20 protein-coding genes, 1 tRNA gene and 1 rRNA gene are annotated in these 24,530 nt (G+C 36.9%); 20 read left to right on the top strand and 2 right to left on the bottom strand.

All coding sequences use genetic code 11. The features are described from left to right. Window positions 1-104 precede the first annotated feature (104 nt). Window positions 105-221: ribosomal RNA gene (gene rrf, locus RWP19_RS06915) — 5S ribosomal RNA — on the top strand. Window positions 222-867: 646 nt separating this feature from the next. Here rrf and RWP19_RS06910 read toward each other — a convergent pair. Further along, on the bottom strand, window positions 868-1,077 hold the full coding sequence (locus RWP19_RS06910; RefSeq protein WP_105085362.1) for a molybdopterin-binding protein: 210 nt from the start codon (window positions 1,075-1,077) through the stop codon (window positions 868-870). A gap of 101 nt (window positions 1,078-1,178) precedes the next feature. Beyond that, window positions 1,179-1,252, bottom strand: a tRNA-Gly gene (locus RWP19_RS06905). A gap of 136 nt (window positions 1,253-1,388) precedes the next feature. Between RWP19_RS06905 and RWP19_RS06900 the strand changes: the two genes are divergently transcribed. The 19 genes from RWP19_RS06900 to ppk1 all read left to right on the top strand — a co-directional run bounded on the left by RWP19_RS06900 (window position 1,389) and on the right by ppk1 (window position 24,211). Continuing rightward, a complete protein-coding gene (locus RWP19_RS06900) occupies window positions 1,389-2,714 on the top strand; it encodes a PepSY-associated TM helix domain-containing protein (RefSeq protein WP_314357040.1) in 1,326 nt (441 codons plus the stop codon). A gap of 150 nt (window positions 2,715-2,864) precedes the next feature. Further along, window positions 2,865-4,019 carry a Na+/H+ antiporter NhaA gene (gene nhaA, locus RWP19_RS06895; RefSeq protein WP_314357038.1) on the top strand — a complete coding sequence of 385 codons (1,155 nt, stop codon included), beginning with the start codon at window positions 2,865-2,867 and terminating at the stop codon, window positions 4,017-4,019. A gap of 28 nt (window positions 4,020-4,047) precedes the next feature. Further along, entirely contained in the window at window positions 4,048-5,220 is a 1,173-nt protein-coding gene (nhaA, locus tag RWP19_RS06890) for a Na+/H+ antiporter NhaA (RefSeq protein WP_314357036.1), read from the top strand. A gap of 255 nt (window positions 5,221-5,475) precedes the next feature. Beyond that, window positions 5,476-6,084, top strand: a complete 609-nt coding sequence (locus RWP19_RS06885; RefSeq protein WP_314357032.1) for a peptidoglycan-binding protein — start codon at window positions 5,476-5,478, stop codon at window positions 6,082-6,084. Window positions 6,085-6,311: 227 nt separating this feature from the next. Beyond that, entirely contained in the window at window positions 6,312-7,130 is an 819-nt protein-coding gene (gene purR, locus RWP19_RS06880) for a pur operon repressor (protein ID WP_314357029.1), read from the top strand. A gap of 134 nt (window positions 7,131-7,264) precedes the next feature. Then, window positions 7,265-8,638, top strand: coding sequence for a bifunctional UDP-N-acetylglucosamine diphosphorylase/glucosamine-1-phosphate N-acetyltransferase GlmU (gene glmU, locus RWP19_RS06875; protein ID WP_314357027.1), 1,374 nt, complete (start codon window positions 7,265-7,267; stop codon window positions 8,636-8,638). A 126-nt stretch (window positions 8,639-8,764) separates the two neighbouring features. Then, window positions 8,765-9,718: a ribose-phosphate pyrophosphokinase gene (locus RWP19_RS06870; protein WP_005387130.1), complete on the top strand. Its 954-nt coding sequence runs from the start codon at window positions 8,765-8,767 to the stop codon at window positions 9,716-9,718. A 10-nt stretch (window positions 9,719-9,728) separates the two neighbouring features. Next, on the top strand, window positions 9,729-10,307 hold the full coding sequence (pth, locus tag RWP19_RS06865) for an aminoacyl-tRNA hydrolase (RefSeq protein WP_295259902.1): 579 nt from the start codon (window positions 9,729-9,731) through the stop codon (window positions 10,305-10,307). A 58-nt stretch (window positions 10,308-10,365) separates the two neighbouring features. Further along, the gene (locus RWP19_RS06860; protein WP_314357025.1) at window positions 10,366-11,847 is read left to right on the top strand and encodes an aminotransferase class I/II-fold pyridoxal phosphate-dependent enzyme; all 1,482 of its coding nucleotides are present in this window, start codon (window positions 10,366-10,368) and stop codon (window positions 11,845-11,847) included. A gap of 2 nt (window positions 11,848-11,849) precedes the next feature. Continuing rightward, the gene (locus RWP19_RS06855) at window positions 11,850-12,536 is read left to right on the top strand and encodes a thymidylate kinase (RefSeq protein WP_314357023.1); all 687 of its coding nucleotides are present in this window, start codon (window positions 11,850-11,852) and stop codon (window positions 12,534-12,536) included. A gap of 75 nt (window positions 12,537-12,611) precedes the next feature. Continuing rightward, entirely contained in the window at window positions 12,612-13,652 is a 1,041-nt protein-coding gene (locus RWP19_RS06850) for a hypothetical protein (RefSeq protein ID WP_314357021.1), read from the top strand. Next, window positions 13,653-14,498: a stage 0 sporulation family protein gene (locus tag RWP19_RS06845; protein WP_314357018.1), complete on the top strand. Its 846-nt coding sequence runs from the start codon at window positions 13,653-13,655 to the stop codon at window positions 14,496-14,498. It begins immediately after the preceding gene. Continuing rightward, the gene (locus tag RWP19_RS06840; protein ID WP_314357016.1) at window positions 14,491-15,216 is read left to right on the top strand and encodes a methyltransferase domain-containing protein; all 726 of its coding nucleotides are present in this window, start codon (window positions 14,491-14,493) and stop codon (window positions 15,214-15,216) included. The genes RWP19_RS06845 and RWP19_RS06840 overlap by 8 nt, the downstream gene beginning before the upstream one ends. Then, window positions 15,206-16,054 carry a 16S rRNA (cytidine(1402)-2'-O)-methyltransferase gene (gene rsmI, locus RWP19_RS06835; protein ID WP_314357014.1) on the top strand — a complete coding sequence of 283 codons (849 nt, stop codon included), beginning with the start codon at window positions 15,206-15,208 and terminating at the stop codon, window positions 16,052-16,054. Before RWP19_RS06840 ends, rsmI begins: the two co-directional genes overlap by 11 nt. A gap of 34 nt (window positions 16,055-16,088) precedes the next feature. Further along, the gene (gene metG, locus RWP19_RS06830) at window positions 16,089-18,035 is read left to right on the top strand and encodes a methionine--tRNA ligase (RefSeq protein WP_314357011.1); all 1,947 of its coding nucleotides are present in this window, start codon (window positions 16,089-16,091) and stop codon (window positions 18,033-18,035) included. Beyond that, window positions 18,035-18,805, top strand: a complete 771-nt coding sequence (locus tag RWP19_RS06825; RefSeq protein ID WP_295208939.1) for a TatD family hydrolase — start codon at window positions 18,035-18,037, stop codon at window positions 18,803-18,805. Before metG ends, RWP19_RS06825 begins: the two co-directional genes overlap by 1 nt. A gap of 186 nt (window positions 18,806-18,991) precedes the next feature. Beyond that, the gene (locus RWP19_RS06820; protein WP_314357008.1) at window positions 18,992-20,539 is read left to right on the top strand and encodes a Ppx/GppA phosphatase family protein; all 1,548 of its coding nucleotides are present in this window, start codon (window positions 18,992-18,994) and stop codon (window positions 20,537-20,539) included. Next, on the top strand, window positions 20,539-22,101 hold the full coding sequence (locus RWP19_RS06815) for a phosphatase (protein WP_314357007.1): 1,563 nt from the start codon (window positions 20,539-20,541) through the stop codon (window positions 22,099-22,101). Before RWP19_RS06820 ends, RWP19_RS06815 begins: the two co-directional genes overlap by 1 nt. After that, a complete protein-coding gene (ppk1, locus tag RWP19_RS06810) occupies window positions 22,094-24,211 on the top strand; it encodes a polyphosphate kinase 1 (protein WP_314357005.1) in 2,118 nt (705 codons plus the stop codon). The genes RWP19_RS06815 and ppk1 overlap by 8 nt, the downstream gene beginning before the upstream one ends. The last annotated feature ends 319 nt before the right edge of the window (window positions 24,212-24,530 follow it).

The following is a 24,530-nucleotide window of genomic DNA, read 5'->3' as shown; positions in this document are numbered from 1 at the left end:
AAACAAAATCCACAGCTGACGACGAAAACAAATTAGTCTAGAATTTCTAGTGCAATAAATATATATACCTTCTATGTGGTTTTCAGAGTACAAACTCTGACAGATTCAGTGGCGATGGCTATGAGGATCCACCTGTTCCCATCTCGAACACAGTAGTTAAGCTCATAAACGCCGAAAGTACTTGGCTGGAGACGGCCTGGGAGGATAGGAAGCTGCTGATTGCTTAAAGGCACACCTAAGGGTGTGTCTTTTTTTGTTGTATGGCTTCCTATCCTCCCAGGGTACCTGGTGAGCAGGGCAGTAGAAGATGGAGAAGCGAATCGACGACAGATTCACTGCATCACTTTCTTCCGAACGTAAGATTTACCGAGCTGCGAAGCAGAGAATGGAAATCCACAGTGAGGAAGCAAGTAGGGCCACCGAAAAGTAATTAGATCTATGCGACGCATGGGGCCCACACATCACCTTCGACGAAGCCCTACCATTAGAACCGTGCATTAAAAGACTATTTTAAACATGATCATGGGCGAGTGTGATAGGAAGACGCGTCTAGTGGTAGGAGGCAAACTAAATCAATACGGTAACGCGGTACATCGTGCCAATGTTATTGAACCGTACAGCTGTTGAGATTCTTCAAAAACTTGTAAATACCCGTTACTTTAGTATGTAGTACCTATGGCATCGCATATAAAAAGAAATTAAATAAGCTCATAAACCGGTAAATATATCTTCTATTGCAGTATCTATATAAAAATGAGCCCTATAAGCTACTTTAAAATAGCTTACAGGACTCATTTTTATTCATGATTATTTATTTCAAAATTATTTTATATACAAAAAAGAGCCGCCGAAGCGACTCTAGTTTTATTATTCTACACCAACCATTACGCTAGTGGATTTGATAACAGCCACAACTTCTTTGCCAACTGTTAAGCCTAATTCCTTAACGGATTGAACTGTAATATCAGCTGTAAGAATGTTATCGTTACCTACATTAATCTTTACAATTGCGTTTACAGCACCTTCTTGAATTTCAACGATTGTACCTTTTAATTGGTTTCTTGCGCTTAATTTCATGGAGTACTCCTTGTAAAAAAATATACAATATAAATTTATATTTATTATATCATTATAGAAAAAATAATCGTGATATATATCACATCACGGAATTTTATATATGGAGCGGGCGAAGGGAATCGAACCCTCCTCTCAAGCTTGGGAAGCTCGCATTCTACCGATGAACTACGCCCGCATGATGTACATATTGTATCATACTATAATATATACATTCAAGAGGAGCTTGTTTATATACTCTATACCCATAGTGGTTGCTGTATTGTATTGATATAAAAATAGATGTATAAAATAATGAGGAAGGAGGCATATGTATGTCAAAAATTTATAAAATTCATAAATGGTTATCTATAGTTTCTGTGCTATTTTTCTTAATGTTTTGTATTACAGGACTTATCCTCATGTTCCGAACTGAATTAAATGCATGGGCTCAAGGAGGGTCACATTATTCCTCGTTATCAATGGCGATGAGCCAACAAGAAATGTCTATTTTTAATTATGCTGATGAAGGTGCCCTATTAGTGAAAGAAAAATATCCGTCTAAGGATATTTTAAATATTTCTCCAGCTATGGGGGCTGCAAATATTTTACGGTATCGTATTATTGATTCTTCCGCAACTGTAGCACCTCCAGCGCGTATGGGGATGGGAGGGGATTATGCATTATATAATCCTGAAACAAAGGAGCTTATTACTACGCATCATGAAACACCTTCACATCCTTGGGTTCGAAGTGTGTTACATACGCTTCACCAATTACATACTCGATTAGATCTTGGCAAAACAGGAATTTATATTGTAACGATTTTATCTTTTATATGTAGTTTATCTATTATTTCTGGTATTTTTTTATATGGTCCATTTCGTAAAAGCTTTGCAAAATCTACTGTATTGTCTAACTATATGAAATTAAGTATATTACACCGAGAATTTGCTATGGTTGCTACTGTATGGGGATTTATCTTATGTATTACAGGTGTATGGATAGGTGGATTTTTTATTGCTAATGACAGCTATAATGCAGATGTACTACACACTGCAAAGCAAGAACTTTCGGTTGGTCAATCTGACATTTTACAACCATCTGAAGCTATCTCTCGAATTATGAAAGCATATCCAGATCGTCAGCTTATATCTATAGATTATCCATCTAAATTTAATAATCATCATTATGCATTTTATTTAGGTGCTGAAAACGATGATGATCCAGCTATGTTTTTGGGCCAACCAGTCTATGCTAATTTATATACTGATTCTACTAAGGATATGTATTCTACAAAAAATATCCCCTGGTATTTTACGGGCATGACTACAATGATTAATCTCCATATTCATAATCATAATACGATGGCTCTTAAAATATTATGGGCCATCTGGGATATTGTTCTTATTGTAGGCATTGTGACTGGCATTATTATGACTATTAAAAATAAATTTGGCAGAGCTAGTGCTACAGAATCTAAAGTATCGGCTGAGATAAAACATGTTTGGCGTACACCAATCTGTTGTGGTACCTTAGTATTACTTGGATTTATTATGCCACTTTGGTCCAATCCAGTTACAAATACTATAGCAGGTATTTGTTTAACTATTCCCCTAGGTGTATTTTTTGTTTCTTTAATTAGAGGATTTAATCATTAAGTTATTATAATCTTTATGTATCTAATCAGCGTGCTTCATCATTAGTTTATTGATTATTTTCGAAATGAAATGATATAATTGATTTAATTAAATAGTTTTTATTTATGACATTCCGTATTTATATTTATAATTTAGAAAGTGGTAGTTACTATGAATTATATAAAAGCATTTATTCAGTCTGAGTCATCTGGCGGTATTATGCTCTTACTTGCCGCTATTCTTGGTGTTATTACAGCAAATTCTCCGCTAGCAGAACAGTATTTCTCCTTAATGCATGTCTTTTGGGGACCTATGGATATACTGGAGTGGGTAAATGATGGATTAATGGCTCTTTTCTTCCTATATGTAGGGCTAGCAATTAAATCCGAAATGATTTCTGGTGAGCTGAATACAAATTCAAAACGACTACTACCAGTATTAGCTGCTTTTGCAGGCGTTGTGACACCAGCTTTAGTATATTTCTTAATTGCTGGATCTGTGCCTGAGTATACTCATGGTTGGGGGATTCCGACGGCTACTGATATTGCATTTGCTATAGGTGTAATTATGATGCTCGGTAAGCGTGTATCACAAGCTATGAAAGCATTTCTTTCTGCATTGGCGGTTATAGATGATTTAATTGCTATTATTGTTATAGCTATCTTTTATGGTGCTGGTGTTGATTTCCCATACTTGATTGGTGCTGCTGTCGTTACAGGTGCATTGTGGTATACTAATAAACAGGGATATGTTAGACCAGTATTATATGGTGTATTAGGTGCAGCTCTCTGGTACTTTGTATTAAAGTCTGGTGTTCATGCAACCATTGCAGGTGTTGTTTTAGCTATGACTATTCCTGCAACAGGCAAACTTTATGGTGAAACAGTATATCCTATGCATAAATGGGCAGATAAATTAAAACATTGGGTTAATTTTTTGATTATTCCTTTGTTTAGTTTTTTAAATGCAGGTGTATCTTTTGCTGATGTTTCAGCAGATCATTTATTCCATCCTGTTGTACTAGGTGTTTCTCTGGGGCTTATTTTAGGTAAACAGTTTGGTATTTTCTCTGCCGTTTTTGTTTTAGTTAAATCTAAGATTATTAAGATGCCTACTAATACAACATGGCCAGAGGTTTATGGTACAGCCATTGTTTGTGGTATTGGTTTTACTATGAGTTTATTTGTGGCTACATTGGCATTTCCACCAGGTGTAACTCAAGAAATGTCAAAAATAGGTATCTTTATAGGCTCTATTATTTCTGGTTTATTAGGTGCTATAGTCTTAATTGTGGCATATAAAATAAGAACTCTTAAGCATAAATAATGAACTTATTATATTAGGAAGGAATCATATGGAACGAATATTTGTATTTTTACGTTCTCCTGGTTCGGCTACAGCTGTTTTACTAGGATCTACACTTATTGCCTTAATCGTAGCAAACTCTCCATTAGTGACACAGTATATGTCACTGGTTACTTTAAAATTAGGTCCATTAACAACTATGGAGTGGGTTAATGATGCCTTAATGGCTATTTTTTTCCTCTTTGTAGGGTTAGAAGTAAAGCGTGAATTAGTGAGTGGCGAACTCAATACGAATGCTAAGCGTATTATGCCTGGCATTGCTGCACTATTTGGTGTTTTAGTACCTGCCATTATTTACTATCTTATAGCTGGTTCTAGTGAAGTTTATGTTCATGGTTGGGCTATTCCAACAGCTACGGATATTGCTTTTGCTATAGGTGTTATAACGGCATTGGGCTCTAGAGTGCCTAATTCTATGAAGGTATTTTTGACAGCCTTAGCTGTTATTGATGATTTGATTGCTATTATTGTTATTGCTATATTTTATGCATCAAATCTTAATCTTTTCTATTTAGTTGCAGCCGTTATTGTAACGGGTTTATTGATTTATTGTAACCGTTCTGGTTATGTTAGATCTTTATCGTATATCATCCTTGGTATTATTTTATGGTATTGTATTCTTCGCTCTGGATTACATGCTACTATGGCAGGTGTAATTTTGGCAATGACGATTCCTGAACGTGGTAAAATTGGTCGTAAATATGTTAGACCAATGCAACATTGGGAACATTATCTATCTAATTGGGTAAGTTTTGTTATTGTTCCTATCTTTGCATTTTTTAATGCAGGTGTAAATCTTGGTGGATTTGGTCTAGCCGATTTAACGCATCCAGTTGTTTTAGGTGTTGCACTAGGTCTTATTTTAGGGAAACAAATCGGTATCTTTGGTGCTATGTTTGGTATGATTAAATTAGGGATTGTACCTATGCCAGCAGAATCTAATTGGAAATTCATTTATGGTACTTCGATTGTATGTGGTATTGGTTTTACCATGAGTATCTTTGTTTCTGTTCTAGCATTTGATCCCGGTCATGCTCAAGAGATGGCTAAGGGTGGTGTATTAATAGGCTCTATTATTTCTGCAATCATTGGTTACACGTATTTATACATAGTTGGTGCTAAGCGTAAAGAATGCCATATTGGTGTATATCATAACTGTTAAAATTAAATACTTTTATTAAAGTCTCCATTATTAACTCTAATAAATCTGAAGTTTAAATATATATGTTTTCTTAGAGTTGATAGTGGAGATTTTATTTCATTGGTATCTTAAATTTCTATGATATATATGTAGTACTAGATTTGAGATATAGTTAATAAAGTGTTTTATATATGCATTTTCTATATTTTAATCTTAATATGGTTTATAGATTATTTAAAACTGTATAGTATACTACTGATGTAAGGTGAAGTGTATATGGTTAAAAAAATAATTATCGCATGTACGCTTGTTTGTATGACTACAATGATATCTTCTGTATCATTGGCAAAAACGATTGATCGGGGACAACGGGGACACCATGTTAGCAAGGTGCAAACCATGTTAAAGCATCAAGGTTTTTTACATGATTCTGTAGATGGTATCTATGGTAATAATACAGAGCAGGCGGTACGAAAATTTCAAAAGTCTAAAGGGCTTGCTGTAGATGGTCGTGTTGGCCCTACTACAATGAATGCTTTAGAAAAGATGGAGACTCGTTATGGTGGACATGGTACAGAATTAAGTCATAACGGTGTGCCGAATAAATACTCTCGAGTTTTAACTATGCAAGCTAGTGCTTATTCTGCTCAAGACCCTGGAAATGGCAATTATACAGCTACTGGTAGTCGTTTAAAGAAGGGCATTGTATCTGTAGATCCTAAATTAATTCCATTAGGTACGAGATTATACGTCGAAGGTTATGGTTATGCTGTAGCAGATGATGTTGGTGGTGCTATAAAAGGTCATAGAATCGATTTAGCTTACGATTCACGTTCTGAAGCATTACAGTTTGGTCGTCAAACTGTAAAAGTTTACGTTTTATAATATAAACTCTCTAGAAAATATATAGTATTGTAATAGACTATATGGTCTAAATTTACAATATTATATAAGGTCTAGAGAGTTTTTATTTTACCGAATTATAGTGCTTTTATAACCTCGAATATTCGGAAATTATGGTATAATAAATAAAAGATATATTTGAGATAACTCATGATTTTTATTAGATGAGTACAATCAATTGTTATATGATGAATGGTAAAGGAAATTCTATGGATAAAGTACGGCGTGTAGAACGCATGGTGGCAATGACAAAATTGTTAGTTGATTCACCGCAAAAATTGATTCCTTTAAATTATTTTTGTGATTTCTTTGGCATGGCTAAATCCACAGTTAGTGAAGACTTAACTTGTGTGAGACAGTCTATGGAACATTTTCAGCTTGGCACATTAGAAACTGTGGCGGGTGTAGCTGGTGGAGTACGTTTTATTCCTCATCGGAAAGGTGCTCAAGCCAATGATGTTTTACGAGATGTGCAAACTCGATTGATGGAGTCAGATCGTATCATTCCGGGAGGTTTTATTTATATGTCAGATATTCTTTATGACTGGCATGTAATGACACGCCTTGGTGAAATTATTATGACTCGCTTTATGGATCGAGATCCCGATTATATTTTGACGGTTGAAACGAAGGGGATTCCATTAGCTGTTATGGTGGCGCGAGCTTTTAATAAGCCTCTTGTTATTGCTCGTCGTGACAGTAAGGTGACAGAAGGATCTGCTATTAGTATTAACTATGTAACGGGTTCTTCTGGTCGTATTCAGACTATGACGCTTACAAAGAGGGCTATTCCTCCTAACGCTAGAGTTTTAATTATCGATGACTTTATGAAAGCAGGGGGGACTGCGAAAGGGCTTAAGGAACTTGTTTTAGAGATGAGTGGTGTCGTTGTTGGTACTGGTGTTCTTGTAGCAACGGCAGAGCCAAATCCCAAACTAATTGATGATTATGAATCATTATTTACGTTTTATGGTATTGATGAAAATACAAAGAAAATTAATATAGAACCAGTATTTGATAAAGAATAAATGATTAATATTATATACATTATAGCTAGATATAATGTATTATACTAAGTTTTGGCCTATAGGCTAATATGATGAAATTGATGATTTAAATGGTTCAGATATATATGATAACAGATAGGAGATAGGAGATTACTATGAATATTGCAAGCCTTATTTTAGCGGCTGGTAAAGGTACGCGTATGAAGTCTAAATTGCCAAAGGTACTGCACAAGGTTGGCGGCAAAGCTATGGTAGAACGCGTTCTTGAAACGGTTCAGTCTATCGGAACAAACCGTGATGTGGTTATCGTAGGTTTTGGCGGTGATGCGGTGCAAAATTACTTGGGTAATCGTGCTGAATTTGTTCGCCAAGAAGAACAAAATGGTACTGGTCATGCAGTAAAAATGGCTCAACCAGTACTTGGTGATTATGATGGTACTATCTTATTACTTTGTGGGGATACGCCTCTTGTTACAAAAGAAAGTTTAGAAGCACTTTTAGAAGAACACAGAAACTCTGGGGCAGCTGCAACAATTTTGACAGCGCATATGCCTGATCCAACCGGTTATGGCCGTATTATTCGCAATGAAGAAGGCTCTGTAGTTCGTATCGTAGAGCAAAAAGATGGTAAACCAGAGGAATTAGCTGTTCAAGAAGTAAATACTGGTATGTATGCTTTTGATAGTAAAAAGTTATGGCCTTGTTTAGATCAACTATCTGATGACAATGCGCAAGGTGAATTGTATATTACTGATGTAGTTGGTATTCTTGTAAATGGTGGTGACAAGGTAAGTGCGTATATGACTAAAGACTTTGAAGAGTCCTTAGGTGTAAACTCTCGTTTGCAATTAGCAGAAGCGGAATCTATTCTGAAACATCGTAAAAATGTTGAGCTAATGACTGCTGGCGTAACTATTATTGATCCTGCAAATACTTATGTAGCTCCTGAGGTAACAGTAGGGGCCGATACAATTTTGCATCCTGGTACAATCCTTGAAGGCGATACTGTAATAGGTGAGCGTTGTGAAATTGGTCCACACACTCGTTTAACAAATGTGAAAGTTGGTAACGATACGATTATCCACTTCACTTATGGTCATGACTGCGAAGTAAAAGATGGTGTAGATGTTGGTCCATATGTTCATTTACGTCCAAATACTGTACTAGGCAACAAGGTTCATGTAGGTAACTTCGTAGAGGTTAAAAATTCCAACGTCGGTGAAGGCACTAAGTTCCCACATCTATCTTATATCGGCGATAGTGATGTAGGATCTGGTGTTAATATTGGTTGTGGTACGATTACTGTAAACTATGACGGAAAGATTAAACATCGTACGACAATCGGCGATGGTGCTTTCGTTGGCTGTAATAGTAATTTGGTAGCTCCTGTAACGATAGGTAATTATAGCTATGTAGGTGCAGGCTCTACAATTACTAAAAATGTACCAGATAAGGCATTAGCGGTAGGCCGTAGTAAACAAATTGTGAAAGAAAATTGGGTAACAGACGATACTTTCAAAAAGAAATAAAAAAATATTACAAATTTTTAACACATTTTGAGCAAAATAGTATACAATAAAAAGGCAATAGTGTGTATCTGTAATGGATGATTATGGATAAGTAACCAGTATAGGAACAGATGAAAGGGTAACAAAATGGCATTTGAAGACGGCAAAAAACTTAAAATTTTCACAGGTAATGCGAATCCTGCATTGGCAAAGGAAATTTGTGATTATTTAGGGTTGCCTTTAGGTGAAGCATTTGTAGGTCGTTTTAATAATGGCGAAGTACAAATTATGATTGATGAAAGCGTACGTGGCAAAGATGTATTTATCATTCAACCAACTAGCTATCCTGTAAATGATAATTTAATGGAATTAATGGTTATGGCTGATGCGTTGAAACGCGCTTCTGCACGCCATATCACAGCTGTAGTTCCTTACTATGGCTATGCTCGTCAAGATCGCAAAACTCGTGGTCGTGAACCAATTACTGCAAAATTAGTAGCTAATTTAATGCAAACTTCTGGTATTACACGTCTTGTAACAATTGACTTGCATGCAGGTCAAATTCAAGGTTTCTTTGATGTGCCAGTAGACCATTTGTATGGTGCATCCATTTTAGCGAAATATATTAACGAAAAAAATCTTGAAGATGTTATCGTTGTATCTCCAGATCTTGGCGGGGTAACTCGTGCTCGTGATTTGGCTGACCGCATTGGTGCGCCAATTGCAATCATTGAGAAAAAACGTCCTGAACCAGGCGTAGCTAAAGTTATGAACCTTATTGGTGATGTAAAAGGTAAAAACTGCATTATTGTTGATGATATTGTAGATACAGCGGGCTCCCTTGTAGAAGGCGCTAAAGCATTAGAGGAATTTGGTGCAAAATCTGTTATGGCTGCTGTTACCCATGCTGTATTAACAGATCCAGCAAGCGAACGCATTGCAAACTCTAATATTAAAGAGCTTATCGTAACAAACACAATGCCATTACCAGAAAATTGCAAATTAGATAATGTAACGCAATTATCTGTAGCTCCATTATTGGGGGAAGCGATTATGCGTATCTTTCATGAAGTTTCAGTAAGTAATTTATTTGATAAATAATAGGTGATTCTTGAAATTAGTAGTAGGCCTTGGTAATCCAGGCAAGCAATATGAAGCGACAAAACATAATATTGGATTTATGGTCATCGATGCCATTGCAGACAGCGTTTCTCACACTCCATGGAGAGAGGAACAAAAGGCAGAGGTGTGCAGTATTAATGTATCTGGTGAAAAGGTATTGCTTGTAAAGCCTCAAACATTTATGAATGCAAGTGGGGAATCTGTAGGTCCATTAATGCGATACTACAAGATTGATTCATCTGATGTGTATTGTATCTATGATGATATGGATTTACCGGTAGGCAAATTACGTATTCGACCAAATGGTAGTTCTGGTGGGCATAATGGGATTAAATCTTTAATCTCCCATATAGGAACAGAAAATTTTCCACGTTTTCGCGTAGGTATTGGTCGTCCATTACCACAATGGACTGTTATTGACCACGTGTTAGCACCATTTAGTGAAGAATCACAAGAGAAAGTACAAAAAGGTATTAAAGATACAGTAAAAGCTGTATTAGGTACTTTAGAGGTGGGCATAGACAAAGGGATGAATCAGTTTAATCCTAAGCGTCGTCCACAGCGATAAATAACATGCAAAAGGGCATGAGTCTCATTGAGATTCATGCCCTTTTTACGAGGTATATATGAGCAATCAAGAGAAAATGCCTTTTGTAGAGGCTTTAGAATCATATAAGGAACAACATTTTGTGCCTTTTCATACACCTGGTCATAAGATTGGTGTTGAAGCGCCTCAGTTACTAAAAGACTGGATGGGAGCAGCACTGCCATATGATTTAGGGGTTATGTATGCCTTAGATGATTTACATGAACCTGAGAGAGAATTAAAAGCGGCTCAAAATCTAACAGCTGAATTATATGGAGCTAATTATTGCTGGTTCTCTATTAATGGCACAACCGCTTTAATTGAAGCGATGATTATGGGAACTGTAGGTCCTGATGAAACGATTATTATTCCTAGGGAAGCACATCGTTCCGTTATTAGTGGATTAGTGTTATCTGGTGCTAAGCCTATCTATATGGGGTGCCAATTTGATGAACGTTGGGGGATTCCTTTAGGAGTATCATTGGACGATGCCGTTAAAACCATGGATGCGCATCCAGAGGCAAAAGCGATTCTCTTGGTATATCCAAACTATTATGGCGTAGGTGTAGATATTGTAAATATTGTAAAAGAAGCACATAAACGAGGACTGATTGTTCTTGTTGATGAAGCTCACGGACCTCATTTACCATTTTCAGAAAATTTACCTATCGAAGCAGTTGCAGCAGGTGCAGATTTAGTAGCACAAAGCACTCATAAATCGGTAGGCTCTTTGACGCAAACCTCTTGGTTATTAGGCCAAGGAGATAAAATCAATCAGCGTCGCATTACGCAAATGCATCAAATGCTACAAAGCACGAGTCCAAATTATATATTCCTTGCATCTTTAGATATGGCGCGTCATCAATTAGCAACAGAAGGTAAGGTACTCATAAGTCGTACCGTAGACTTGAGCCTCTATTTACGTAATGAGCTCCATAAGATTTCTGGTATTAAAACTATGGAGTACACGGATATTAGAGACCAAGTTGTAAATTATGATTGTACAAAGGTACTAATCGATGCTAAAGAATTAGGGTTAACCGGTATTGAGTTTGAACAAATGTTACGAAAATATCGTATTGAGGTAGAGTTAGTACAAGCTCATCATGTGCTAGTACTCATTACTATTGGCGATACAAAAGAGTCTGTAACGGCTCTTATTCAAGCAGTACAAGCTATCAGCGATACGGTGTTAAGTAAATCCCCAGAATCAAGTAATAAAGGGAACGATAATTTTCAAAATCGTAGCAAAGATTCAGCAGTATTGCCTGAGCCTATTGTAAGGGTAACGCCTCGTAATGCTATGTATGCCAATCGGGAGCAAGTATGGTTACAAGACGCACTTCATCGTATAGCAGGAGAGACCATTGCTTATTATCCACCAGGGATTCCTTGTGTAGCGGTAGGTGAAGAGATTAGCTCCTCTGTGTTACAATATATAGAGAATCGAAAGGCTCTAGGGTATGTGCCGAATGGAGCCGATGATATATCATTGGAAACAATCTGGGTGTTACAGGAGTAATTATGGGGACTTTAATTATCTTAGAAGGCGGAGATGGTAGTGGTAAGGCTACACAAACTAAACTTTTAGTAGAACGCTTGACTAAAGAGGGGCATGCTGTTAAATCTGTGAGCTTTCCAAACTATGATAGTGGTGCTGCTATGCCTATCAAAATGTATTTAGCTGGTGAGTTTGGCAAAGATGTACATGATGTAAATCCTTATGTAGCAAGCTCCATGTATGCCATCGATCGCTTTGCATCTTTTAGAACTGATTGGGAAGCGTTCTATAAAAATGGGGGCATCATCATTGCAGATCGCTATACGACGTCTAATATGGTGCACCAAATGGTTAAATACAATGATCCGAAGGAACGTACTGCGTTTTTAGATTGGCTTGAAGACTTTGAGTTTAACAAATTTGCTTTGCCTACACCTGATGCGGTATGTCTCTTAGATATGCCTCTCGAAGTGAGTGAAGCCTTAATGGCTGAGCGCACTGGTAAAACGGGCGGTAATACAGGGGATATTCACGAAGGGAATCATCAATATCTAGTAGCTGTTCACGATGCCTATGAAGAGCTAGTAGAACGCTATCAATGGCACCGAATTCCTTGTGCCACAAAAGATGATTCCAGTCAATATGCATTGCGCACCATTGAAGAAATTCATAATGATGTATATCAAGCAGTAGTAAATCTACTACCTTAGGATAGGGCGACTCTTTTAAAAGTCGCCTTTTTCTTATATAATATTAATATTGAGCATGTATTGATAGGAGGGGCTATGACATATTTTGATTCTATAATTGGTCAAGATTCGATCAAGGCACACCTATCGGAACTTGTAAGTCGCAATGCATTGCCACATAGCCTTTTGTTTTATGGTGAAGCCGGTCTTGGTAAGCTAGATATGGCCATAGGTCTTGCATCCTTATTACTGGGACGCCAAGTGTTTTCACAATCTAAGGGTGAATCGTATTTAGAAGATGTAAAAGAAGCACGCCTTGCCAATGGTGAGACTGAAAAACGCATTGAATCAGAAGGTTTACCTATCTATATGGATAAGGGTGATGCTTTTTGGATTCGACCTATGAAGACGACCTTAAAGGTGGAGCAGTGGTATTCCTTATTACAAGACCATCTGTCTGTGGCCGGGAATGGTAACCGCGTAGTTATTGTGGAGGACTTTCATACGGCTAACGCAGTTATGGCAAATGCTATGTTAAAAACCATTGAAGAACCGCCAGAACAGGTGTATTTTATCATTATTACGAATAAAATTAACACCGTATTGCCGACCATCGTTTCAAGATGTATGGGCGTTGGTTTTAATAGTGTCGATGTAGATACGATTCGCACGGCACTTGTGGCACGTGGCATCACTGGTAATATTGAGCAGGCTTTGTTAGCCGGTCATGGCAATCCACAGTTAGTGGAAAAATTGGCTACTCAAGATTGTATTGAAATGCTAGAGTTAGCTGTTAAGGTAATGGACATGATCGCCTTTGAAACAAGATGGTTTTCTATGATTTCTCTAGCTTGTGAAAGCTTACCTCGTGAAAGTCTAACAGAATTGATGCATTGGTTACGTCTTGTAAGTAGAGATGTGATGGCTCTTAAAATGGGGGCTCAAGACGGACAATTACAAGTACCTATGTACAAAACTCAATTATTACGATTATTACCGCGCTGGTCTATGCAAGCATTGTCTCAGGTCATTACTGAAACATTGCAAGCGGAACGGGCTTTGCGTTTACATATAAAAACCGCTCTCGTGGTGGACGGTCTTAGTATCGCCCTTCATGATGCTCGGGAGGAGGATTAAATGCTAACCATAGTTGGAGTACGCTTTAAAAAGGCTGGAAAGATTTATTATTTTCTGCCTGAACAATTAGAACTATCCGTTGGTGATGGGGTTATCGTTGAAACGGCACGTGGCGTTGAATACGGTACAGTTGTGATCGGACCAAAAGATGTCTTTGAAGATACGGTTGTAACTCCTGTTAAGCCAGTTATTAGAAAGGCGACACCAAAGGACTTAAAACAAATTGAGAAGAATAAAGAGCGCGAAGAAAAAGCCTTTGATATTTGTCTCGAAAAAATAGAAAAACGTAAGTTGCCTATGAAACTTATCAATGTGGAATACACATTTGATATGAATAAGATTATATTCTTCTTTACTGCGGATGGTCGTATCGACTTCCGTGAGCTTGTTAAGGATTTAGCAACTGTATTTAGAACACGTATCGAGTTGCGTCAAGTAGGCGTCCGCGATGAGGCTAAGGTGCTAAATGGCATTGGTGCTTGTGGTCGACCTTTATGCTGTTCTAATTTTTTAGGTGATTTTACACCTGTTTCGATTCGTATGGCTAAGGATCAAAACTTGAGCCTAAACCCTACGAAGATTTCTGGTGTTTGTGGTCGTTTGATGTGCTGCCTCAATTACGAAGATGATTTGTATAAAAAGGGTGGCGACCTATATGTGAAGAAGGAACGCCCTCAAGCCCCTCAAGATGTAGCACCTCCAGGTATTGGTAAGGAGGTTGTTACCGATGAAGGCATTGGTAAGGTCTTGAAGGTAAATCATCATAAACACACTGTAAAGGTACAGCTCGAAGCAGGTCGCACCATTGATTTGAAATGGTCTGAGGTGGCATTGCCTGATGAATGATCAAGAAAGACTTGATGATTTAATTATAGATGGCCTACAGATCTATCAGCGTACTGATATGTTTCGCTTTTCCTTTGATGCCATAGCATTAATTCACTTTTGTCGTTTTAATGGTCGACATGCCTATGTTGATCTAGGCACGGGAACGGGGGTTATGCCACTCATTGGAACGTCATTAGGGGCAGGCCATATAACGGGTATAGATATTAATAAGACTATCATTGAGTTGGCTCAACGTAGTGTTGAATACAATCATAAACAATATAAGGTAACGATGTTATGTGGTGATTATCGCCATATGTCTTACCGAGATATACAAGATAAACCCTTTGATGGTGTTATTGTAAATCCCCCTTTTTATGATTCTGAAAGTGGTGCAAAACCTACGTCTGGAGAGCGGGCTTTGGCACTTCATGATGGACATACAACATTGGATGAGGTTTTGAAAGCTGTACAGTTCTTTATTAAGTATAAAGGGCGCTTGTGGATGATTTATAGTGCTAGTCGCTTACAATATGTGCTACATGAGTTAGAAGTAGCCAACTTTCAAGCTAAGCGAATTCGATTTATTCACGGTATGATAGATAAACCAGCGAAACTTGTGCTAATAGAAGCTATCTATCAAGGTCAGGCTGGACTTGTGTTAGAGCCGCCACTTATCGTTTACGAGAATCCTAATGTGTACACGAAGGAGGTGTCCTCTTGGTATGAACGATAACGAATGGGGCATCTTATATTTAGTGCCTACACCGATAGGTAATTTAGAAGATATGACCTATCGCGCAGTTCGTATCTTAGGTGAAGTCGATGCTATCGCTGCCGAAGATACGCGCCATACGGGTATATTATTAAAACATTTTGACATTAAGAAGCCTTTAATTTCTTATCATGAACATAACAAGGAAGAAAAAGGTGCTTATATTATAGAGCTTTTGTTAGAAGGGCAGTCTATTGCTTGCGTTAGTGATGCAGGCATGCCGGCTATATCTGATCCAGGGGCGGACCTAGTAACAAAAGCTATTGAAGCAGGTATAACGGTGGTACCACTGCCAGGTGCTAATGCAGCATTAACCGCACTCATTGCATCGGGATTAGATACTAAATCTTTTACCTTTGTCGGATTCTTGCCTAAACGAGACAAACATCGTATTGAAGAACTACAGCGACTTTCACAAGTAACGGGAACCTTGATGTTTTATGAAGCACCTCATCGTTTGCAAGAGGTCTTACAAGATATGTATAAAGCCTTTGGAAATCGATCTATCACGGTGGCAAGGGAATTGACAAAGAAGTTTGAAACCTTTGTACGCACCGATTTAGAGAGCCTTGTAAATGATTTGGAACAGCTCACGTATAAAGGGGAATTTGTCCTCATTGTAGGTGGTGCTGATACAGTAGATTCTGATACTAGTGGAGTTTCGAATGAACCAGTATCATATGTAGATGCTGTACAAGCCCTTGTAGAAACAGGGGTACCTAAAAAAGAAGCAATTCGCCAGGTGGCAAAGCGTTTTAACGTTTCCCGCCGGGATGTATATAATATTGTAGAACGTTAAACCTTCCCATTCGAAGGTTAGAAGGAGGCTCATCATGGGAGACACAAAAAAAACGTATTATATTACGACACCAATTTATTATCCAAGTGCTAAGTTGCACATTGGTCATACGTATTGTACATCTGTAGCTGATACAATCGCTCGATTCAAGCGTTTGGCTGGTTATGATGTACGTTTCTTGACTGGTTCTGACGAACATGGTCAAAAAATTCAACGTGCTGCAGAAGCGCAAGGTATTACACCTCTTGAATATACTACAAATATCGTAAATGGCTTTAAAGCATTATGGGAAAAGATGCATATTTCTAACGATGACTTCCTCCGTACTACTGATGAACGTCATGAAAAGGTAGTGCAAGAACTCTTCACAAAAGCTTACGAAAAAGGTGATATTTACAAGGCTGAATATGAAGGTTGGTATTGCACACCTTGTGAAACATTCTGGACTGAACAAAAGCTTGGTGAAAATCATACATGCCCAGATTGTGGCCGCCCTGTAGAGAAGGTTAAAGAGGAAAGCTACTTCTTTAAACTCGCTAAATATACAGATCAATGGTTGAAATTCATCGAAGAAAACCCTGATTTTATTCAACCTGAATCTCGTCGCAATGAAATGATTCAATTCGTAAAACAAGGTCTTGAAGACTTGGCTGTTTCTCGTACATCCTTTGACTGGGGTATCAAGGTACCATTTGATCCTAAACATGTTGTGTATGTTTGGTTCGATGCATTAGTAAACTATATTAGTGCACTATCTCCATTTGATGGTGATGGTGAATTATATAAAAAATATTGGCCAGCAGATCTTCATTTAGTAGGTAAGGAAATCGTACGTTTCCATACAATTATTTGGCCTATGATGCTCATGAGTCTTGAGTTACCATTACCTAAAAAGGTATTTGGTCATGGCTGGATGATTGTTGATGGTACAAAGATGAGTAAATCTTTGGGGAATGTTATTGACCCAATTCCATTGATTGATACTTATGGTGCAGATTCCTTGCGTTATTACTTATTAAGTGAAATTACGCTTGGCAATGATGGTAACTTTACATTGCCTAACTTCGTTACAAAAATTAATGCGGATTTGTCTAATGACTTAGGTAATTTGTTGAATCGTACCATTGCCATGATTGAAAAATACCATGGTGGTGTGATTACAAAATGCGATGATATGGACGATTTAGACCGCGATGTATCTACATTGGCTGTTCAAACTACAAAAGACTTTGAAGCGGCTATGGAAAATATGGAGCTTAATAAAGCGATTAAAACTGTATGGACATTTATTGGTCGCATGAATAAATACATCGATGAAACAATGCCTTGGGTATTGGCTAAATCTGAAGATGCTAACGATAAAGCTCGCTTACAATCTGCTATGTACCACTTGGCAGAAGCATTGCGTATCATTGCTATTTTAGTAAGCCCTGTTATTCCTGTAGGTGCTCCAAAAATCTGGGACCAATTAGGTCTAACAGGATTTGGCGATACTACATTAGAAGATGTTAAAACTTGGGGCTTATTGCCAACAGGTACAAAAGTAGTAAAAGGTGATCCTATTTATCCACGTTTTGACATTCCGGAAATGGTAGAAGTTGTTGTTGAAGAAAAAATTGAAGAATCTGTAGATACATCTAATATTCCACCATTAAAAGAAAATATTACGTACGATGACTTCGAAAAACTGGATCTTAGAGTTGCAAAAGTTGTAAGCTGTGAAAAGGTTCCTAAGTCCAAGAAATTATTGAAGTTTGTATTGGATATCGGCATTGAAGAGCGCACAGTATTAAGTGGTATCTCTCAATATTACGAACCAGAAGCTATGGTTGGTAAAAAGGTAATTTATTTGTCTAACTTGGCTCCTAAGAAGATGATGGGCATCGAGTCTTATGGCATGATTTTGTCTGCATCTGATTGGGAAGAACATTTAGAAGTAACAAATATCGAATCATTACCAGCAGGAAGTGTGGTTAAATAATGAAACTTTTTGATACACATGCTCATGTGAATGACGGTCGTTTTGATAATGACCGTGATGAGATGTTACAAGCCTGCTTTGATGCTGGCGTAGAATATATTATGATTCCAGGGGTAGATAGAGGTACTGTTGAATCAGGACTAGCTTTAGCAAAACAGTATGATCGTTTATATGCTGCTGTAGGTACACATCCTCATGAGTCAAAAGATTTTACAGAAGAAGACTATGAGTTCTATAAGGAGCAAGCCCTTAACAACGATAAGGTCCGCGCTATCGGTGAAATCGGATTAGATTATTATTATGATTTTTCTGACCGTGAAACACAGAAGCGCGTATTCATTCGTCAATTAGAACTCGCTCGTGAAGTAGAGTTACCAATCATCATTCATGATCGTGATGCACATGGCGATATTATGAATATCTTACGCAATGAAGGTAAGGATAACTGGGGGATTTTTCACTGCTATTCTGGCAGTTGGGAAATGGCAAAAGAAGCTATTAAATTAGGATTCTATATTTCTTTTGCAGGACCTGTAGTATTCCCTAAGTCTACTAATCTTAAGGACGTAGCTCGCCAAGTACCATTAGATCGAATTCTTATCGAAACTGATTCACCATACTTAACACCACCTCCATTTAGAGGTAGACGCAATGATCCTAGTAAGACACAATTTGTAGCAGAGGAAATTGCTGGTCTTAAAGGCATAGATGTAGATGAGTTCTGTGAGATTGCCTATAATAATGGTAAACGTGTATTTGGTATTGATTAATTTTGATGCCCGCAAATCATATAAGTAAATTTATAATACCCTTAGTCTGGATGTTAGAAAAATTCTTACAACTAATTAAAATGATAAATTAAAAAAGCGATTCTCCCATATCGATGAGAATCGCGTTTTTCTATGGTATACTAAAGTATATTCATACTGAACACAAAGTAAGATGAGGGTGGTAGCATGAAACGTATTGCATTTATAGATTTAGGTTCTAACTCCGTTAGATTTGTCATTTATGAGATTTCTAAAACAGGTAGCTATAGATTGATATACCAAGAAAAAAATAGTGTGCGCCTTAGTGAAAATATGTGGGGCACTCACGAACTAACCAATGAAGCAATGGAGCGTTCTTTACGCTCTTTAAAAGCCTTTGTTCACATGGCAGAGGCTATGGAAGTAGATACTATAAAAGCTGTTGCTACGGCTGCAGTACGTTTAGCTAAAAATGGGGATACTTTTATAAAAACTGTAAAAGATCGAACCGGACTTGATTTAGAATGTATTGCTGGTGAAGAAGAGGCTCGTCTTGGATTCCTCGGGGTAATTAATACGATTGGGCTCAAAGATTTTATTATTTTTGATTTAGGCGGCGCTAGTACAGAGGTTACACTCGTAAAAAATAGACATATTATGAAAGCTGTAAGCTTACCTATTGGAGCACTAACCTTAACGGGAACCTATCAAAAAGGTGATGAGTATACTCCTAAAGAATTAGAAAAAATGATGAAAGCTGTAAAGAAAACCATTAAGGAACATACGTGGCTTCAAAATGTAAAACTTCCGCTGCTCGGCATTGGTGGTACGGCTCGTAATATTGCTAAAATGGATCAACGTAAGCTGTCATATCCTATTACAAAACTACACAACTATGAGATATCTTATCATAGATTCCATGAAATCTTAGAAGATGTAAAAGGTAAACCTTTAGAGGCCCGTAAAAAAATTAGTGGATTATCTTCAGAGCGTGCCGATATTATTATTGCAGGTCTTACTATAGTGGACGAGTTATTTAACTATGTAAATACAAAGACTCTTGTTGTTGGCGGTTGTGGTTTGCGTGAAGGTTTATTTTTTGATTATTATGGTGAGTACTATTTAGGTGGAAATCCCATTATCGATGATATTTTAGTTCATTCCGCAGAGAATGTACTATTAGGTATGACAAAGCATGAGCTGGTCCATGCCAAGTATATTACAAAATTAGCCACCACTTTATATGATGCCTTAGAACCGCTTCATAAGGCTGATACAAATTTTAGACGATGCTTAATTGCAGCTGGCTTGTTGCATGATATTGGTAAACGCGTAAACTATTATAGTCATGCGCGGCATGGTTGTTATATGCTCGTCAATAGTAATTTATATGGTATGTCTCATATTGAGCAGGCATTTAGTGCTTTTCTTGTAATGAATTCTCATGGATTGACGCCAAAAGAATATAAGAATTTTTTGTATGGTAAATTGTTGGATCAAGAACAACGTTTGTTAGGTCAAAAGCTATCTATTATTTTAGCCATAGCAGAAGCTTTAGATGAAAGCCATGAACAATTTATCAAGCATCTAGATGTTAATATTAAATACACAAGTGTTTCGATAAAGGTATTTTACATAGAAGGTCGCGATGTAAGTGTTACTAAGGCGGCTGTGGATAAACTTTCAAAATCGTTCAAAAAAGAATTTAAGAAATCCTTAGAAATAGAATGGCATGAATCTCGTCAGGAGGCATAATGACATTACCAAAAACATTACGATATGCAGTGCTACACGTGGGCTCTAGTAGCATGAGCATTACTATTTTAGAGTATAAAGGCATAGACGATGTGCGTGTTATCGATTATGCAGCAAGAGAAGTAACTTTTGGAGAGGAATTATTTCAAACCTCTAGGTTGAGTTTTAAAACAATTGAAGAAATCTGCCATATTTTAAAAGGATACAAACAATTAATGGCAGACTATGGTGTGAGCCGTTCTAGGCTATATGGCACAACAGTAATACGCGAAGCCGTTAATCGTCGTAGCATTTTAGATCAAATTTATATTCAAACGGGAATGCGCGTTGAGGTTATCGATATGCCGAAAGAGGTATATTATAAATATGCTTTGCTATACTACAAGATGACTCATCAATATCAACTAACGGATCCTACAAAGGCAACATTATTCTTAGATATAACATCTGGAGGGGTAGGATTAACAGTTTGGCGTGGTGAAAACTTGTTGTTTCAACGCAATATGCATAGTGGTTCTTTACGTGTTATGGAGTCATTTAATCGAAATCAACGGTCCTCTATATCATTCCCTAGGGCTATTACGGAGTACTTACATCGTATGATTGGACCGCTCCGTGAAGAATTACAAACTTTTAATATTGATAGTATTGTATTATCTGGTGATGAGGCACGATATATGGCTCATTTAATGGGGCAAGAGAATAATAAAGAAGACATTATTACTATTGAGCCTACACGATTTAAAAGTCTTATCAATTCCTTTGATGGAGTAACAGCTACAAAGCTGATGAATCGTTATAAATTACCTGAATATAAGGCAAATATTTTAATGCCTACCATGATTTTGTTTAATGAAATTATTACTGCTATAGAGCCTAAAGCATTAATTTTTAGTAGCTTTTCATTCTCTCAAGGTATTAGTTGGTTCTATGGTGTAGAAGCTGAAAATAATCCATTTATGTATCAATTGCGAGAACAGAATGCACAGTTAGCACGTGCTATTGCAGCCAGATATCATACAGATAGAATTCATGATGCGGAGGTAGAACGATTTAGCTCTTTATTCTGTAAAGTATTACGACATAAAGGCTTACCAGAACGGTGGGGATATTTATGTCGTATAGCAGCTATTCTATGCTCTGTCGGTAAGTTCGTTAATTTACGAAATCATGGAGAGCATGCGTATCATATTGTAATGGGGACCGATATATTGGGCCTTACAGAAGAAGAAAAACAAGTGGTTGCCAATGTTGTTTATTACCATTACAAGGGAACACCAAATGATGATGATGCCTATTTTAATGGATTAACTGAATTACAAAAAATTCAAGTTACCAAGCTAGTAGCTATCATTCGTGTTGCTTGTGCACTTGATGCGGGTAGTAATCAAAAAATTTCTGAAGTTACATTTGAAGAGCGAGATAATGTACTATATGTATTCTGTCGAACTAATGAAGATATTTCGTTAGAATGGTGGACTTTTGACCGTGATTCAGAATACTTTACAGAAGTGTTTGGTATGGAAATCGTACTAGTAAGGGGAGGGAATCGTCGTGTTTAATAATGCAAAGTATTATTTTAACCGAGAATTGTCTTGGTTAAAATTTAATCAGCGCGTTCTATTAGAGTCTATTGATACAAACACTCCTTTATTAGAACGCCTTCGATTTATAGCTATTGCTAGCTCAAATTTAGATGAGTTTTTTATGATTCGTGTAGCTGGCTTACGTCATCAAGTTGTCAATGGTATTGTAAAGTATGATGCAGCTCATATGGATGCTAAAGCACAGTTAAAGGCTATTGATGAGTCTGTACAGCGCCTTGTATCGATGCAAAGTATGTATCTTAAAAATGTATTGTCTGAGCTCGAGTCGTATGGATTTTATTTTACATATCCCGATCAGTTAGATGTAAAATCAAAGGCTTGGTTACGGCACTATTTTGAAGAACACATTTATCCAGTTGTAACACCTTTAGCTGTTGACTCTGGTCATCCATTCCCTTTTTTAACAAATCATACTATCAATGCAATTGTACGCATTTTTCAAGTATTACCAGATGGTACAAAAGATTATAAAATCGCAATTTTACCAATTCCTTCTGTATTAAATCGTATAATCGAAATACCGAGTCATAGCAATAAAGAACATCGTTTTGTATATTTAGAAGACGTGATTACATATTATGCTACTCAATTTTTCCAAGGTTATGGTATTGAAGATTTTATGGTGTTCCGTATCACTCGTGATGCAGATCTAGAAATTGATGAAGAAGAAGCAACAGATTTGCTTTCTGAGGTAGAAGCATCTTTACGTCGTCGACGTCGTGGTGATGCAGTACGATTAGAAGTGTGCGGTGATATAAAGGACAATTTATTAGACTTTATACTTACTAGTGTTGAATTAGAGTCAAAGGATGTATACCGTATAGATGGTCATCTTGATTGTCGTATGTATTTTGATTTTTGTAATTATCCAGGCCTTGATCATCTTCGTTATGTCTTATTTGAACCTAAACTTCCTAGTGAATTAGTAGATCATGAAGGGGAGAGTTTATTCTCTGTTATTGGAAAGCAAGATTTATTTGTTCATCATCCTTTTGAGTCTTTTACAGTAGTAGAACAATTTATAGCACAAGCCGCTACAGACCCAGATGTATTAGCTATTAAACAAACATTGTATCGAGTTAGTGGTGATTCACCTATTATTGCATCTCTTATAAAAGCGGCCGATAATGGTAAGCAAGTAACCGTACTTATGGAGGTTAAAGCTCGCTTTGATGAAGAAAATAATATTCATATGGCTCGTCGTCTAGAAAAGGCTGGTTGTCATGTAATTTATGGATTAAAAGGGCTTAAAACTCATTCTAAAATTACTATGGTTGTTCGTAGGGAAGATGCAGGTATTAGACGCTATGTTCATTTAGCTACAGGTAACTATAATGGTAAGACGGCTCGAATGTATACTGATTGTGGTATTTTTACGTGTAATGATGAATATGGTGATGATGCATCTCGTTTCTTTAATTTAATCTCTGGCTATTCCGATCCTCCGATTTGGAATAAATTTATTGTAGCTCCTTTAAATTTGCGGGAAAAAATAATGGAATTAATTAACCGTGAAATAGAATTTGCTAAACAGGGAGAAGAGGCATATATCATTGGTAAAATGAATTCATTACTCGATAAAGAGGTTATTGCTAAACTCTATGAAGCCTCTGCTGCAGGCGTTCGTATTGATCTTATCGTTCGTGGTATTTGTACACTACGGCCTGGAATTGAAGGTATCAGCGACAATATAACAGTTCGCTCTGTAGTAGGGCGATTTCTAGAACATCATCGGTTATTCTATTTCCGTAATGGAGGAAATGAAAGTTTATTTTTATCTAGTGCAGACTGGATGCCACGAAATTTAAATGAACGTGTAGAACTTATGATTCCTATTGAAGATAAACGACATAAGGAGAGAATTAAGGGGATTTTAGATTTGTATTTAGAGGATACCCTAAAGGCTCATATTATGAGAGTAGATGGTTCATACCGTAAAATTAATGATAGAGAACATCCAATTTCTGCTCAAGAGGAATTTATGAAAGCCGCTATTGCACAAGAACATAAAGAATCAATGACCGTAATTGAGCGTTTGCAACCAATGTTTAAGATGAGCAAATAATGAAATTCTCACGATATGTTGATTAATGAATTTTAATACAGTTATACAATAGTGAAAAAGCCTGTTTTTACAGGCTTTTTTGTGTACATATATATTTGAAAATGAGATAAAAATGAAGTTTTGGGATGTGTAGAAAATTTTGGTAACAATTCAAAAACACATAAAAATACAATTTAAGTTATAAAAAAAAACTACATACTATATATAGTAGTAGTATCGTATATATGTGCACAATTCGGAATATATTGTATAGTATTAAAAAATATAGATATGTACACGTACAGTGGACTTTCAGAAATAATATAGAAAATATAATTAT

Source organism: uncultured Veillonella sp., from assembly GCF_963522475.1.
Classification (GTDB): domain Bacteria; phylum Bacillota; class Negativicutes; order Veillonellales; family Veillonellaceae; genus Veillonella.
This window is presented reverse-complemented; position numbering and strand designations above follow the sequence as displayed.

Coding starts and splice junctions, on each gene's coding strand:
- RWP19_RS06910 (WP_105085362.1), bottom strand. CDS start 1,077: ATGAAATTAAGCGCAAGAAACCAATTAAAAGGTACAATCGTTGAAATT.
- RWP19_RS06900 (WP_314357040.1), top strand. CDS start 1,389: ATGTCAAAAATTTATAAAATTCATAAATGGTTATCTATAGTTTCTGTG.
- nhaA (WP_314357038.1), top strand. CDS start 2,865: ATGAATTATATAAAAGCATTTATTCAGTCTGAGTCATCTGGCGGTATT.
- nhaA (WP_314357036.1), top strand. CDS start 4,048: ATGGAACGAATATTTGTATTTTTACGTTCTCCTGGTTCGGCTACAGCT.
- RWP19_RS06885 (WP_314357032.1), top strand. CDS start 5,476: ATGGTTAAAAAAATAATTATCGCATGTACGCTTGTTTGTATGACTACA.
- purR (WP_314357029.1), top strand. CDS start 6,312: ATGGATAAAGTACGGCGTGTAGAACGCATGGTGGCAATGACAAAATTG.
- glmU (WP_314357027.1), top strand. CDS start 7,265: ATGAATATTGCAAGCCTTATTTTAGCGGCTGGTAAAGGTACGCGTATG.
- RWP19_RS06870 (WP_005387130.1), top strand. CDS start 8,765: ATGGCATTTGAAGACGGCAAAAAACTTAAAATTTTCACAGGTAATGCG.
- RWP19_RS06860 (WP_314357025.1), top strand. CDS start 10,366: ATGAGCAATCAAGAGAAAATGCCTTTTGTAGAGGCTTTAGAATCATAT.
- RWP19_RS06855 (WP_314357023.1), top strand. CDS start 11,850: ATGGGGACTTTAATTATCTTAGAAGGCGGAGATGGTAGTGGTAAGGCT.
- RWP19_RS06850 (WP_314357021.1), top strand. CDS start 12,612: ATGACATATTTTGATTCTATAATTGGTCAAGATTCGATCAAGGCACAC.
- RWP19_RS06845 (WP_314357018.1), top strand. CDS start 13,653: ATGCTAACCATAGTTGGAGTACGCTTTAAAAAGGCTGGAAAGATTTAT.
- RWP19_RS06840 (WP_314357016.1), top strand. CDS start 14,491: ATGAATGATCAAGAAAGACTTGATGATTTAATTATAGATGGCCTACAG.
- rsmI (WP_314357014.1), top strand. CDS start 15,206: ATGAACGATAACGAATGGGGCATCTTATATTTAGTGCCTACACCGATA.
- metG (WP_314357011.1), top strand. CDS start 16,089: ATGGGAGACACAAAAAAAACGTATTATATTACGACACCAATTTATTAT.
- RWP19_RS06825 (WP_295208939.1), top strand. CDS start 18,035: ATGAAACTTTTTGATACACATGCTCATGTGAATGACGGTCGTTTTGAT.
- RWP19_RS06820 (WP_314357008.1), top strand. CDS start 18,992: ATGAAACGTATTGCATTTATAGATTTAGGTTCTAACTCCGTTAGATTT.
- RWP19_RS06815 (WP_314357007.1), top strand. CDS start 20,539: ATGACATTACCAAAAACATTACGATATGCAGTGCTACACGTGGGCTCT.